Below are 12,609 nucleotides of genomic sequence, written 5' to 3' on the forward strand. Positions count from 1 at the left end.
CACGCCGTCCCCCGCGGGCGGCGTCACGTGCAGAGGACTTCGTCGCCCGAGACGGCCGACCAGACGTCCGCGCCGTCCAGGATCGGGTCCGCGGGCCGTACCCGGTGCACCTTCTCGTGGTCGTCGCCCAGCGTGACCGTCATGAGCGCACCGTGGCCGCGGTCCGGGACCAGCTTCGCGTGCGGCAGGGCGGCGGCCAGGGAGCGGGCGGAGCGGTCCCACTCCGGGTCGTACGTGATGACCGTGCGGTCCGTCCGCGCCGCCGTCGTGGGCGCCCCGGTGGTGTCGAAGCCGGTGCGGGCCAGCGTGCGGTCCACCCGGCCGCCGAGGCCGTCCTGCCCCGTGCCGTTCGCCACCTGCACCCGGACCCGCTCCGGCGGCACCTCCACCGGCGTCGCCTTGCCCTTCCCCCTGCCCTGCCCCTTCCGGCCGTCCGGGCCCCCGCGGGCCTTGAGCGGCCTGTCCTCGCGCAGCCTGTCGAAGAGCCGCCGGGCCCGCTCCTCGTCCCACCTGACCGTCGCGCCGAGCCCCGGCACCTCGTAGTCCATGTCCGCCACCGGCACCGTCGCGAACTCCGACGACCCGGGCGAGAACCCGTGCAGCGCCTTGCCCAGCGAGAACACCGCGCCGGTGTCCAGCGCCGCGTCCGTACGCACCGAGCCCAGGAGCGTCGAGCCGACCTCGCGGAAGCGCAGCGGGTTCATCAGGCCGCTGGTGCCGGTGAGCTTGTCGATCACGGCCGCCAGGAAGCGCTGCTGGCGCTTCATCCGGCCCATGTCGGACGCGCCGTCCAGATGCCGGGCGCGTACGTACGCCAGCGCCTCGCCGCCGTCCAGGCTGCTGGTGCCGGCGGGCAGGTCGAGACCGGAGTACTTGTCGCGCAGCGGGCGCTGCGTGCACACCTGCACGCCCCCCACCACGTCGACCGTCTTCATGAACGCCGCGAAGTCGATCTCCACGTAGTGGTCGATGTGCACCCCGGACAGCTTCTCCACGGCCCGTACGGTCAGCGGCGGGCCGCCGTGCGTGTACGCCGCGTTGACCTTCGCCGCGTGCGCGGTGCGCCGCTCGCCGAGGGCGCGGTTGGTGTGCGGCGGCAGTTCGACGTAGCTGTCGCGAGGAATGCTGACCACGCTCGCGCGGTCGCGGTCCTTCGACAGGTGGACGAGCATCAGCGCGTCCGTACAGTTGCACGGCTCCCCGCCGAGGCGGTACTTGCGCCGCTCCTCCTCGCTCACGCTGTCGCGCCGGTCGACGCCGGCGACGAGGAAGTTGAGCCCGTGGCCCTCCCGGGGGCGGTCGGAGATGCCGCCGAAGGCGTCGACCCGGTGGATGCCGGAGCCGATGGAGCTGAGCAGGAAGTACCCGGCCCCGCCGGTGGCCAGCAGCAGGAGGGAGAGTGCGGTGGCGATCCGCAGAACCCAGCGCGGGCGCTTCACGGACGGGGCTGGCACGGTGTGGGGACCTCCGCGGGGCTCGGGTGCGGGCGTCGGCTGCCGCGTGCACATGCGTGCACGGGCGCGTCTGTGCCTGCGTGGCAGGGCGGTGGCACGCGCACGGACCCGACCACGGTAGGGACGTAGGCGCCGTCCTTCCCCGCACACGCCGTCCGTACGCTTAACGCCACCCTGCGGGCACGCCCCGATCCCCCGTTCGCGGTAACCTGAGCGGCGCCATGAACGACTTTGCGACTCCCCCCGCGGTCTCCGTGATCATGCCGGTGCTCAACGAGGAGCGGCACCTCCGTGAGGCGGTGCGGCACATCCTGGAGCAGGACTACGACGGCGAGCTGGAGGTCGTCATCGCCCTCGGCCCGTCCACGGACGGCACCGACGCCATCGCCGCGGAACTGGTCCGCGAGACCGCCGACGGCGCCAGGACCAGGGTCCAGACGGTGCCGAACCCCACGGGCCGTACGCCCGCCGGGCTCAACGCCGCCATCGCGGCCTCCTCGCACCCCGTCGTCGTCCGCGTCGACGGCCACGGCATGCTCTCCCCCGGCTACATCTCCACCGCCGTCCGGCTGCTGGCCGAGACCGGCGCGCAGAACGTCGGCGGCATCATGCACGCCGAGGGCGAGACGAGCTGGGAGCAGGCCGTCGCCGCGGCGATGACCGCGCGCATCGGGGTGGGCAACGCCGCGTTCCACACCGGCGGCGAGGCGGGGCCCGCGGACACCGTGTACCTCGGCGTCTTCCGCCGGGAGGCGCTGGAGCAGCAGGGCGGGTACAACGAGGAGTTCATCCGCGCGCAGGACTGGGAGCTGAACTTCCGGATCCGTTCGGCCGGCGGGGGGGTCTGGTTCTCGCCGGAGCTGAAGGTCTCGTACCGGCCGCGGCCGAACCTGCGGGCGCTGGCCAAGCAGTACAAGGACTACGGCCGCTGGCGCCGCGTCGTCGCGCGGTACCACAAGGGCTCGATCAACCCGCGCTACCTCGCGCCGCCCGCCGCCCTCGCCGGGATCGTCGCGGGCGTGCTGGTCACCCCGCTGACGCCGCTGGGTCTTGCGGTTCCGCTCGCGTACACCGTGGGGATCGCGGCCGGCTCGGTGCCCGCGGGCCGCGGTCTGCCGGTACGCGCGCGGCTGCAGATCCCGGTGGCGCTGGCCACGATGCACATGACGTGGGGCTGGGGGTTCCTCACCAGCCCGCGGTCGCTGGCGCAGAAGGTGATCGCCAGCCGCCGCCCCGCGGTCACGGCAGGCTGAGCCGCATCACCCACCGGCTTCCGGTTCCGTACGGCCCCGCCCGCGCGCGCGAGCGGGGCCGCGGCGTCACCAGGTGTAGGACGGATTGACGTCCATGCACGCCTTCTTGTTGCTGCCCGCCAGCGGGTTGGAGCTCTCGGGTGCCTTCTCCGGCCCCTCCTCCTCGCCGCCGTCGCCGGCGTCGCCGCCCGCGCCCGGCGGGTAGGCGTCGCCCTCCCGCCAGTCGGCGCCGACCACCAGCGTCACCCCGTCGACGCCGCTGGACTCCTTCACCGCCCGGTCGGGCAAGCCGATGGACTTGGCCACCGCCAGGGCGTTCGCGTGCTGCTCCTCGGTCGCGTACGAGATGGTGGTGTCCGCCTGCGACTTGGGCGTGGCGTCGGTGGCGGCCTGGGTGAAGCCGTCTTCCGCGAGCACCTCGGCGATGTCGCCGGCCCGCCCGGTGACGGGGGCGTACATCGCGGTGCCCGTGCCGTTCTGGACGAGGACGGGGATGTCCGCCTTCGGCTCCGCCTGGGCGACGAGGTCGTCCGGCTTCTTCTTCTTGGGCTTGTCCTTGCCGTCGAAGGCGACGTCGTTGCGGATCATGGACCAGATCTGCGGCGCGTCCTCCTCGTTGGGCACGACGTGCGCGTTGTTCTGCGGGTCCGGCACCCACGGCATGGTGGTCATGGTGATGCGCTCGGGCGGCACCCGCTTGATGTCGTTCCCGAGGTCGTAGAGCTTCTTCAGGTCGCCCAGGCCGTCGTCGACCGTGAGCGCGTTGGTCGCCGCCTCGGCCAGGCGGCGCAGCTTGCCGGGGTCGGAGAGCTTGGCGCCCTCCTTGAGCTGGCGGGCCATCGAGTTCATGTACTGGTGCTGCGCGTGCGTGCGCCCGATGTCGCTGCCGTCCTCGAAGCCGTGCCTGGTACGCAGCCACTGCAGCGCCTGCTCGCCCTTGATGGTCGTCTCGCCCTCTTCGAGGCGCAGCCCGGAGTCCTCGTCGTAGACGTTGTCCCGTACGCACACGGGGACGCCGCCCACCGCGTCGGCCATGCTCACCACGCCGGCGAAGTCGATCATCATGAAGTGGTCGATGGAGACGCCGGTCATGGCCTCCCAGGCGGCGACGGTGCAGCCGGGACCGCCGTGCTGGAGGCTGGTGTTGATCGTCTCGCTGGTGGTCTCCGGGTAGACCGTGCCGTCGTCCGGGTCGGTGCACTCGGGGATCGTCACCCGGGTGTCGCGCGGGACGGAGACGACGGACATGTTGCTGCGGTCCGCGGAGACGTGGAGCAGCATCTGCACGTCGGCGAGCGGCTTGCGGCCGCGGTCGGCGCGGGAGCCGCCGAGGCGGACGTTCTCGTCGGAGTTCCGGCTGTCGGACCCCAGGAGCAGAATGTCCAGCGGGGTCTGGCCCTCCGCGTTGGGCTGCTTCTCGTCGAGCTTGTTCTTGCCGAGGTTGAGGGGGTCCTTCTCCAGGTTGTTGTTCAGGTCGCGGTAGTAGAGGTAGCCCGCGGCCGCGGTGCCGAGTATGAGGAAGGCGACGATGCCGAAGAACCAGCGGGCGATACGCATCCCGCGGCGCCGCGGCGGTGGTCCGGCGTCGCCGGCTCCGTCCGCGTGGCTCCCGGGGCGGCCGTCGGGGCCGGGCCCTTCGTGGCCGTCGTCGTGGTGCGGGTCGTGGTCGCCGGTGTGACGCGCGTAGCCTCGCTGCCGCGGCATGCCCGGCGCGCCCGCGTCTTCGTACAGACTGTCGTCCCAGCCGAGCTCGCCGGCTCTGTCGGGGCGACCGTCCGCTCCGCTACCGCGGACATTGCTGCGGCGCATGGGGCCTCCTGGTCGATCGCGGACGTGCGGTGTCCAGTCCGCACGTACGCCTCACTTCGCACAGACGTTCTTGTCTCCGGCCTTGACGTTCTGCACCCCGTCCGGCGCCTTGTCCGGCGCCTCGACGGGGGTGCCCGGCGCGGCGAAGTCCTCGCCGAGCGTGAGCGTCATGGTTCCCTCGGCCCCCGCGTTCTCCCCCGTCTTCTTCATGGCCGACTTCGGCAGCCCCATCATGTCGGCGAGCCGAGCGGCCTGTTCGGCCTGGTCAGGACCGTACTCAAGCCGGGTCTCCGGCTGGAGATCCGGGGTGTTGCCGGCCTCGGCGGCGTAGCCCGCGCCCTCGTCGAGAAGCCACCCGGCGGTGGCCGACGCCATGCCGGACTCCCCGCCGCCGTTGACGACGTCGACCCTCACCTCCCCGGGCTCCGACTTCTTCACCGGCTTGCCCTTCTTGCCCTTCTTCGCCCCGTCGAACGGCTTGTCCGCGGCCAGCAGCTTGAAGAGCGGCTTCGCCTTGGCCTCATCCATGAGGACTGTTGCGTCGTCCTCAGGGTTGTCCAGGACAGGCAAAGTCGCGAAAGTTATGTCGTCCTGGGGGACCTTCTTGAGGTCGTTGGCCAGGTCCATGAGCTTCTTCGCGCTGCCGATGCCGGAGTCGACGGTGAGCGCCTTGGTGGCGGCATCGGCCAGGTCGTACATCTTCTTCGGATTGCTCAGCGAGCCGCCCGACTTCATCTTGCGGATGAGCGAGCTGAGGAACTGCTGCTGGAGCTCGATCCGGCTCAGGTCGCTGCCGAAGCCGACCGAGTAGCGGGTGCGGACGAAGGCCAGCGCCTCCTCGCCCTCGATCGTGTGCCGGCCGGCGGGGAGGTTGAGCTTCGACTTGGGGTCGTCGATGTCCTCGGCGAGGCACACCTCGACGCCGCCGACCGCGCTGGACAGGTCCTTGACGGCGTTGAAGTCCGCGAGGATGAAGTGGTTGACGTCGAGCCCGGTCAGTTGCTCGACGGTCTTCCAGGTGCAGCCCGGGTCACGGCCGAACTGGCCGAGGCTCTCGTTGAACTTGGTCTCGTACGTCCCCGGGATGGTCTTCCAGCTCCCGTCCTCCTGCTTGGTCTTGCAGTCCGGGATGTCGGTGATCATGTCCCGTGGGATGCTCATCGCGGTGGCGTTGGTGCGGTCCTCGGAGACGTGGAACAGCAGCGTGGTGTCGGCGTGCCCGGGGCTGTTCATGTCGCCGTAGCCGTCGTTGCCCTTGCCGGTGCGCTTGTCCGTGCCCATCACGAGGATGTTGACGGGGCCGTCGATGACCGCCGCGTGATCCTCGCCGGCGACCTCGACCTTGTCTATGTTCCCGTTGAGCTTGCGGTAGATGAGGAACGCGGCGGTGCCGACGGCGAAGAGCACGACCGCGAGGCCGCCGGCGACCCAGATCAGCGCCTTCTTCTTCTTGCTCTTGCGGGGCTTGGGCCGGCGGCGGCTGCGCGGCCCGTCCGCGTCCGGCCCCGGGCCCGTACCGGAGCCGCCCGGGCCGCCTGAGCCGCCCGCCGCGCCGCGGCGGCGCTGGGACGGCAGGCGGGGCTCCTGGAGGCTCTCGGGGGCTTCCGCGGCGGACGCGTGGGACTGGTGCCTGCCGCCCGGCTGGGGAGGTGCCTGGCCCGGATGCCGGCCGCCTGGCTGCGGCGGGCCCGGCTGAGGCGGCTGGGGCGGGCCCGGGTGCGGCTGCCCGTGCTGCGGCTGCCCGTGCTGTGGCTGCGCGTGCTGCGGCTGCGCGTGCTGTGGGCCTGGGGCCTGGCCGTGCGGCGGCTGCCCGTTCTGCTGCGGGATGTACTGCTGCGGCTGCTGCGGCGGGCCGCCGTACCCGTGCGGGGCGTGACCGTGCGGACCCGGTGCGTGTTGGCCGTGGGGCTGGGGGCCCTGTCTGCCCGGGATCTGCGGGTCGAGACGCAGCTCATAGCTGCCAGTCTCGGGATTGAACACCCACTGATCGGCGGGGTCGACCTCGCCGGCGTGTCCACGGCCTCGCCCATCCACGGTCGCTTGGGTTCCTCACATCGCTCGGTCAGCGCCTCCCCCTGCCGGCGCCGGTCTTCCTGCCATACGCTCGACGACCGCCTGTCAGGCGGCCGGTCGGCTCACACTAGCCGCCTCTTTCGACGACTGGCGACGCCCGTGACAAATTCCACGCACTCGTAACAGGACATCCCGCGCATCCCCTCCATACACCGTGCCCCCCTTGTGCGCGTTGATCCGCTCTATCGGCAGATGTCATCCACAGGGGTTGTCCCCTTGAAGACCGACGGCGCGCCGGAGTCCCGTTTCTGCTTGGCTTTCCTGCCTTCGGAGACGAAGCGAACCACGCTGTCGGTTCGCAGTGCGCCGAACAATTCTCGCGCCGCCGGCTGCGCCAGTTCGTCGCGGTTGGAGTCCAGGCGGTACGGGCGGCGCGGCACGGTCATGAAGTGCACACGCTCTTTGGGCACGTCACGGACGACGCGCACGAGGTCGTACAGCTCGGTGAGCGACGACAGCTCCTTGTTGGCGGTGAGCGCGGAGGTCACCGCATCCAGCAGCGGGGCCAGGCGCATCGGGTTGAAGAGCACGCCGTTGCTCTGGACCTTGTTGACGAGCGAGGCCATGAACTCCTGCTGCCGCGACATGCGTTGCGTGTCGCTGCCGCCGTCGAGGGACTTGCGTGCCCGTACGTATCCGAGCGCGTGCTCTCCGTCGAGCACCTGGCGGCCCCTGGGCAGTTCGAGCTTGGCCGATTTGTCATGCATCGCCGCCGGCAGGCATACCTCGACGCCGTCCACGGCGTCCACGACTTCCTTGAAGCCCTGGAAGTCGGCGATGACGTGGTGGTCGACGCGTACGCCGACGAGCTTCTCCACCACGCGGATCGTGCAGGCGGCGCCGCCGTAGGCGAAGCTGAAGTTGAACTGGTTGACCTGCTTGCCGCTCGTCCCGCCGCCGGGGCGGCGGCAGTCGGGGATCCTGACCATGAGGTCGCGCGGGATGCTCACGGCGGTGACGCTGTCGCGGTCGCCGGCGAGGTGCAGGAGCACGGTGCTGTCGGAGCGTTCGACGCCGGTGTCGTGGCCGTAGCGCTCACTGCCCGCGCGGGAGTCGGAGCCGATGACGAGGATGTTGGTGGCCCCGCCGGTGGCGGGCGGGGGGCGGTCCTCCTCGTGGCGCTTCAGCTCGCGGGCGGTGGCGGTGTCGACGGTGATGTTGCTGTCGAAGCGCTGGTAGAAGTACCAGCCGACGCCGGAGAGGGCGAGGACGAAGACGGCCAGACCGAGGCCGACGCGGCGGGCGAGGACACGGCGCCGGCTGCGGGGACGGCGGGGCGGCCGAGGGTCTGCCGGGTACAGGGATGCGTCCTCCCGCGGGCCGGTCTCGTCTGCGCCCATCCCTCACACTCATTCGGCCGTTGTCCACGTGTGCGGACGGCCGCGCACCCCCGGGGTCGTACGGCCCGCCGCATTCGGTACATCGCATCACGAATGAGGCGCTACGCCCGATAACTTCGCCCGCGCGCGTCGCCCGGGGCGGCGGCGCGGTACGGCGTTACGAGACGCGCTCGTCGGCCCTGCGCTTCTCCTGCTGCTCGGGGGTGAGCCGGTCCAGGTACGGGCAGAGCACGACCCCCGCGCCGGCGGCCAGGGGGGCGTAGAGGCCCGCGGAGAGCCCTTCCCACGTGTCGTACCCGAGTGTCGAGAGCGCGCGGGAGCCCGGTGCGAGCGCACGCGACTCCGCGTCCGCGCGGGCGCGGGCGACCAGCTCGGCGGCGGTGAACCGGGCGCCGGGCGCTTCGAGCGCCGGCGTGGCCGGGTCGGCGGGGGCGTACGGCTGGAAGCGGTCGCCCTGTCCCGGCACCTCCACGGCGTAGTCGAGGAAGCCCTCCGGGGGCTGCGGGAAGCGGGCGCCGAGCGGGCGCAGGCTGAGGGCGACCCGCTCGCCGGTGCATGCGCGGGCCCGCTCCAGGGCGTCGGGGCCGCTGACGACGAGGTCGGCGGCGGCCGGGTCGGGGTCGGCGGGCACCGCGGTGACGCCGGTCGCGGCGCAGGCCAGCAGCCAGACGGCGGTCTGCCAGTGGGCGGGCAGGAGCAGCGCGAGCCGGTCGCCGGGCTCGGCCGCGAGGTCGCCCTGGAGGAGGTTCGCGGTCTTGGCGACCCAGTTGGCGAAGGTGGCGACGGACAGCTCGACGCGCTCGCCGGTGGTGTCGTCGTAGTACGTGACCAGGGGGCGGGCCGGGTCGGCGGCGAGGGCGGCGTCGAGCAGGGCGGCGGGGGTGGCGGCGGTGGGGTTCATCGCCGTCAGGTTACGCCGTCGCGTTACTCCGTCCGGCAGGGGCAAATGGACAGCGGTGGGGGGTGTGGAAAGGATGCGTCATATGTGCGCATTTTCTACTTCGGTCGTCGCGATATCCGCCGCCGCGCTGCTCGCTCCGCTGACGCCGCTCGCGGCACCGCCCGCTTCGGCGGGCGTGGTCCCCCGGGCGGAGCGGGCTGCCGCGAGGGCGGAGCAGCCCGGCGGCCGTACGCAGTCGCTGCCGCTCGCGCCGCTCGGCTCGTCCTCGCGCGGGCCCGGTGCGGGCACGATGGTCCTGTCGAAGCCGGACACCGGGCCGTTCACCATGGTCGGCGTCGTCTGGGAGGACCCGGAGGCGGAGCTGGCCGGGCGCGTGCGGGTACGGGCCAGGTCGGCGGAGACGGGCCGGTGGTCCGGCTGGCAGGACCTGGACGCCCACGCCGCGGACGCACCCGGCCCGGAGCCCGGCGCGGAGTCGGGTGCTGAGTCCCGTGCCGCGGCCGGAGGCGGGTCCGGGGGCGAATCCCGTGGTGGCCCGGCGGGCTGGCGCGGGGGCACGGCGCCACTGTGGGTGGGTGACTCGACGGGGATCGAGGTCCGGGTCGTCCCCGCGCGGTCGCGGGCGGCGGACGCGGCGGGCGCGGCGGGGCTCCCGCGAGGGCTGACCGCCGAGTTGATCGACCCGGGCGGGGCGGGGGCGGCAACAGACAAGGCGCGGGCGGCGGACCCGGCAGCCGCGGGCCGGATCGCCGAGCAGACCAAGGCCGCGTCGGAAGGGGATGCCGTCCGCCTCAACCCCGCCCTGCCCGCCGCCGCCCGGCCGTTCGTCGGCCCGCGGCCGAAGATCGTCACGCGGAAGGGGTGGGGCGCGGACGAGGGGAAGCGGGCGAAGGGGTACCGGTACACGAACACCGTGAACATCGCCTTCGTCCACCACTCGGCGACGGGCAACGGCTACCGCTGCACCGAGGCACCCGGCCTGATCCGCGGCATATACCGCTACCACACGCAGAGCCTGAACTGGGCCGACCTCGGCTACAACTTCCTCGTCGACAAGTGCGGCCGCGTCTACGAGGGCCGGGCCGGCGGCGTCACGCGCGCGGTCCTGGGGGCGCACACGTACGGCTTCAACCACAACAGCATGGGCATCGCCGTCCTCGGCACCTACGACTCGGCGGCGCCGTCCGAGGCCGCGGTCAACGCGGTGTCGCGGGTGACGGCGTGGAAGCTGGGCCTGTTCGGCAAGAACCCGGAGAGCAAGCAGACGAAGGTGTCGGGCGGCGGCAAGTACACCAGCGGGACGCGGGTCAGGCTGAACGTCATCTCGGGGCACCGGGACGGCTTCGCGACGGACTGCCCGGGGGTGCGGCTGTACGACAGGCTGGGCGCGGCGAGGGCGAGTTCCGCGTCGTACCAGGGGCGCCGCTGAGAAGGGGCGCGCACCGGTCGCCGAAGGCGCGGCCGCGGTCCGCGCGGGCGGGGCGCCGCGGCACGGGCAACTCCCGGCACCGGCCGCCGCCGTGGCTGTCGGTGGCGGCGGCTAGAGTCGTGCGACGTGTCCGCCGCCCCCGACCACCGCGCCCGTACCCGGACCTGGGCACCCCCGGGTCCGTACGACCTGTGGCGCACCCTGGGCGTGCTGCGGCGGGGTCCCGGCGATCCGGCGATCCGCGTCGCGGACGGCGCGGTCTGGCGGGCGAGCCACACCCCCGCGGGCCCCGGCACGCTGCGCGTCGCCCCGGCGGGCGGGGCGGTCGCCGCCGAGGCGTGGGGCCCGGGCGCGGAGTGGCTGCTGGACGGCCTCCCGGCACTGCTGGGCGCGGAGGACGACCCGGAGCCGTTCACGCCGCGCCACCGCGTCGTCCACGAGGCCCGCCGCCGCCACCCGGGGGTGCGCCTGATCCGCACCGGTGTGGTGCTGGAGTCGCTGATCCCGTCGGTGCTGGAGCAGAAGGTCACCACGGACGAGGCGTACCGCTCCTGGCGCCTGCTGCTGTACCGCTACGGCACCGAGGCCCCGGGTCCCGCGGGGCCGGAGCTGCGGATGCGGGTGATGCCGGACGCGCGCGGCTGGGCGATGATCCCGTCCTGGGAGTGGCACCGCGCGGGCGTCGACGGCAAGCGCGCGGCGACGATCGTACGAGCCGTCCGCCGGGCCCGCGCCCTCCAGGCGGCGGCGGACATGGACCTCGAAGCCGCCACCCGCCGCCTCACCGCCATCCCGGGCATCGGCCCCTGGACGGCGGCGGAAACCCTCCAGCGCGTCATCGGCGCCGCCGACGCGGTCACCGTCGGCGACCTGCACCTGCCCCGCATCGTGGGCTACACCCTGGTTCGCGAACGCAACGCGGACGACGAGCGGATGCTCGAACTGCTCGCCCCGTACGAGGCCGCGGGCCAGCGCCACCGCGCCACGCGCTACATCTGCCTCCTGGGCCGCATGCCCCCGCGCCGCAAACCGAAGGCCGCGATCCCGGACATAGCCCGCCTCTGACCCCGCCGCGCACGGCGGGGTCGGGCGGCGCCCGTATCAGGGCAGGTTGCGGGCCATGACGATGCGCTGGACCTGGTTGGTGCCCTCGTAGATCTGGGTGATTTTTGCGTCGCGCATCATGCGCTCGACCGGGTAGTCGCGCGTGTAGCCGTAGCCGCCGAGGAGCTGGACCGCGTCCGTCGTCGCCTCCATCGCCGTGTCGGAGGCGAAGCACTTGGCCGCGGCGCCCTGGAAGGTGAGGTCCGCGTCGCCGCGTTCGGACTTGGCGGCGGCGGCGTACGTCAACTGGCGGGCGGCCTCGATCTTCATGGCCATGTCGGCGAGCATGAACTGGACGCCCTGGAAGTCCGCGACCGGCTTGCCGAACTGTTTGCGTTCGCGGACGTAACCCTTGGCGTAGTCCAGCGCGCCCTGGGCGATGCCGAGGGCCTGGGCGGCGATGGTGATGCGGGTGTGGTCGAGGGTCTTCATCGCGGTGGCGAAGCCCGTGCCCTCGGCGCCGATCATGCGGTCCGCGGGGATGCGGACGTTGTCCAGGTAGACCTCGCGGGTGGGCGAGCCCTTGATGCCGAGCTTCTTCTCCGGGGCGCCGAAGGAGACGCCCTCGTCGGACTTCTCGACGACGAAGGCCGAGATGCCCTTGGAGCGCTTCTCCGGGTCGGTGACGGCCATCACCGTGTAGTACTCGGAGATGCCCGCGTTGGTGATCCACCGCTTGACGCCGTTGAGGACGTAGGAGTCGCCGTCCCGTACGGCGCGGGTCTTCATGCCGGCCGCGTCGGAGCCGGCCTCGGGCTCGGAGAGGCAGTACGAGAACATCGCCTCGCCGCGCGCCAGCGGCGTCAGGTACTTCGCCTTCAGCTCCTCCGAGGCGGAGAGCATCAGGGGCAGCGACCCCAGCTTGTTGACGGCCGGGATGAGGGAGGACGACGCGCAGACGCGGGCGATCTCCTCGATGACGATGACCGTCGCCAGCGCGTCCGCGCCCGCGCCGCCGTACGCCTCGGGGACGTGGACGGCGTGCAGGTCGTTGGTGACGAGCGCGTCCAGGGCCTCCTGCGGGAAGCGCGCCTCCTCGTCCACCTCGGCCGCGAAGGGCCCGATCTTCGCCTCGGCGAGCGAGCGTACGGCGTCGCGGAGCATGTCGTGCTCCTCGGCCGGGCGGTACAGGTCGAATTCGGGCGCTCCTGCCAAGGCTCTCTCCCATTCCCGCGCATGCTAATTACCGTTAAGTAGTTCCGATGGTATGCCGTGCGCGGCGGGCGGACCTACGTGACGTTGGCGA

General features: G+C 72.5%; 9 protein-coding genes. 3 read left to right on the top strand and 6 right to left on the bottom strand.

Annotated features, from left to right (window positions below; translation table 11 throughout):
- Positions 1-23 precede the first annotated feature (23 nt).
- Positions 24-1,439: an LCP family protein gene (locus tag ACFYVJ_RS07275; RefSeq protein ID WP_388887891.1), complete on the bottom strand. Its 1,416-nt coding sequence runs from the start codon at positions 1,437-1,439 to the stop codon at positions 24-26.
- A 236-nt stretch (positions 1,440-1,675) separates the two neighbouring features.
- On the opposite strand from ACFYVJ_RS07275, the gene ACFYVJ_RS07280 reads away from it, so the two are divergent.
- Positions 1,676-2,707 (top strand): glycosyltransferase family 2 protein, encoded by a 1,032-nt coding sequence (locus ACFYVJ_RS07280; RefSeq protein WP_388887412.1) that lies wholly within the window; start codon positions 1,676-1,678, stop codon positions 2,705-2,707.
- A gap of 66 nt (positions 2,708-2,773) precedes the next feature.
- Here ACFYVJ_RS07280 and ACFYVJ_RS07285 read toward each other — a convergent pair whose 3' ends face one another.
- The 4 genes from ACFYVJ_RS07285 to ACFYVJ_RS07300 all read right to left on the bottom strand — a co-directional run bounded on the left by ACFYVJ_RS07285 (position 2,774) and on the right by ACFYVJ_RS07300 (position 8,830).
- Positions 2,774-4,516, bottom strand: coding sequence for an LCP family protein (locus ACFYVJ_RS07285; protein ID WP_388887414.1), 1,743 nt, complete (start codon positions 4,514-4,516; stop codon positions 2,774-2,776).
- Positions 4,517-4,567: 51 nt separating this feature from the next.
- The gene (locus tag ACFYVJ_RS07290; protein WP_388887892.1) at positions 4,568-6,496 is read right to left on the bottom strand and encodes an LCP family protein; all 1,929 of its coding nucleotides are present in this window, start codon (positions 6,494-6,496) and stop codon (positions 4,568-4,570) included.
- 275 nt (positions 6,497-6,771) lie between these two features.
- Positions 6,772-7,929: an LCP family protein gene (locus ACFYVJ_RS07295; protein WP_388887416.1), complete on the bottom strand. Its 1,158-nt coding sequence runs from the start codon at positions 7,927-7,929 to the stop codon at positions 6,772-6,774.
- 157 nt (positions 7,930-8,086) lie between these two features.
- Positions 8,087-8,830 (bottom strand): TIGR03089 family protein, encoded by a 744-nt coding sequence (locus ACFYVJ_RS07300; protein WP_388887418.1) that lies wholly within the window; start codon positions 8,828-8,830, stop codon positions 8,087-8,089.
- A gap of 82 nt (positions 8,831-8,912) precedes the next feature.
- Between ACFYVJ_RS07300 and ACFYVJ_RS07305 the strand changes: the two genes are divergently transcribed.
- Complete coding sequence (locus ACFYVJ_RS07305) at positions 8,913-10,259, top strand: peptidoglycan recognition protein (RefSeq protein ID WP_388887420.1); 1,347 nt, start codon at positions 8,913-8,915, stop codon at positions 10,257-10,259.
- A gap of 126 nt (positions 10,260-10,385) precedes the next feature.
- The gene (locus ACFYVJ_RS07310; RefSeq protein WP_388887422.1) at positions 10,386-11,324 is read left to right on the top strand and encodes a DNA-3-methyladenine glycosylase family protein; all 939 of its coding nucleotides are present in this window, start codon (positions 10,386-10,388) and stop codon (positions 11,322-11,324) included.
- Positions 11,325-11,360: 36 nt separating this feature from the next.
- Here ACFYVJ_RS07310 and ACFYVJ_RS07315 read toward each other — a convergent pair whose 3' ends face one another.
- The gene (locus ACFYVJ_RS07315) at positions 11,361-12,518 is read right to left on the bottom strand and encodes an acyl-CoA dehydrogenase family protein (RefSeq protein WP_388887424.1); all 1,158 of its coding nucleotides are present in this window, start codon (positions 12,516-12,518) and stop codon (positions 11,361-11,363) included.
- Positions 12,519-12,609 lie beyond the last annotated feature (91 nt).

The sequence above is a fragment of the Streptomyces sp. NPDC004134 genome (assembly GCF_042874195.1).
In the GTDB taxonomy this organism is placed as follows: domain Bacteria; phylum Actinomycetota; class Actinomycetes; order Streptomycetales; family Streptomycetaceae; genus Streptomyces.

Bases quoted from the DNA above. Each gene is read 5' to 3' on its own strand.
- ACFYVJ_RS07295 (WP_388887416.1), bottom strand. From the start codon at position 7,929: ATGGGCGCAGACGAGACCGGCCCGCGGGAGGACGCATCCCTGTACCCG.
- ACFYVJ_RS07285 (WP_388887414.1), bottom strand. From the start codon at position 4,516: ATGCGCCGCAGCAATGTCCGCGGTAGCGGAGCGGACGGTCGCCCCGAC.
- ACFYVJ_RS07300 (WP_388887418.1), bottom strand. From the start codon at position 8,830: ATGAACCCCACCGCCGCCACCCCCGCCGCCCTGCTCGACGCCGCCCTC.
- ACFYVJ_RS07305 (WP_388887420.1), top strand. From the start codon at position 8,913: ATGTGCGCATTTTCTACTTCGGTCGTCGCGATATCCGCCGCCGCGCTG.
- ACFYVJ_RS07280 (WP_388887412.1), top strand. From the start codon at position 1,676: ATGAACGACTTTGCGACTCCCCCCGCGGTCTCCGTGATCATGCCGGTG.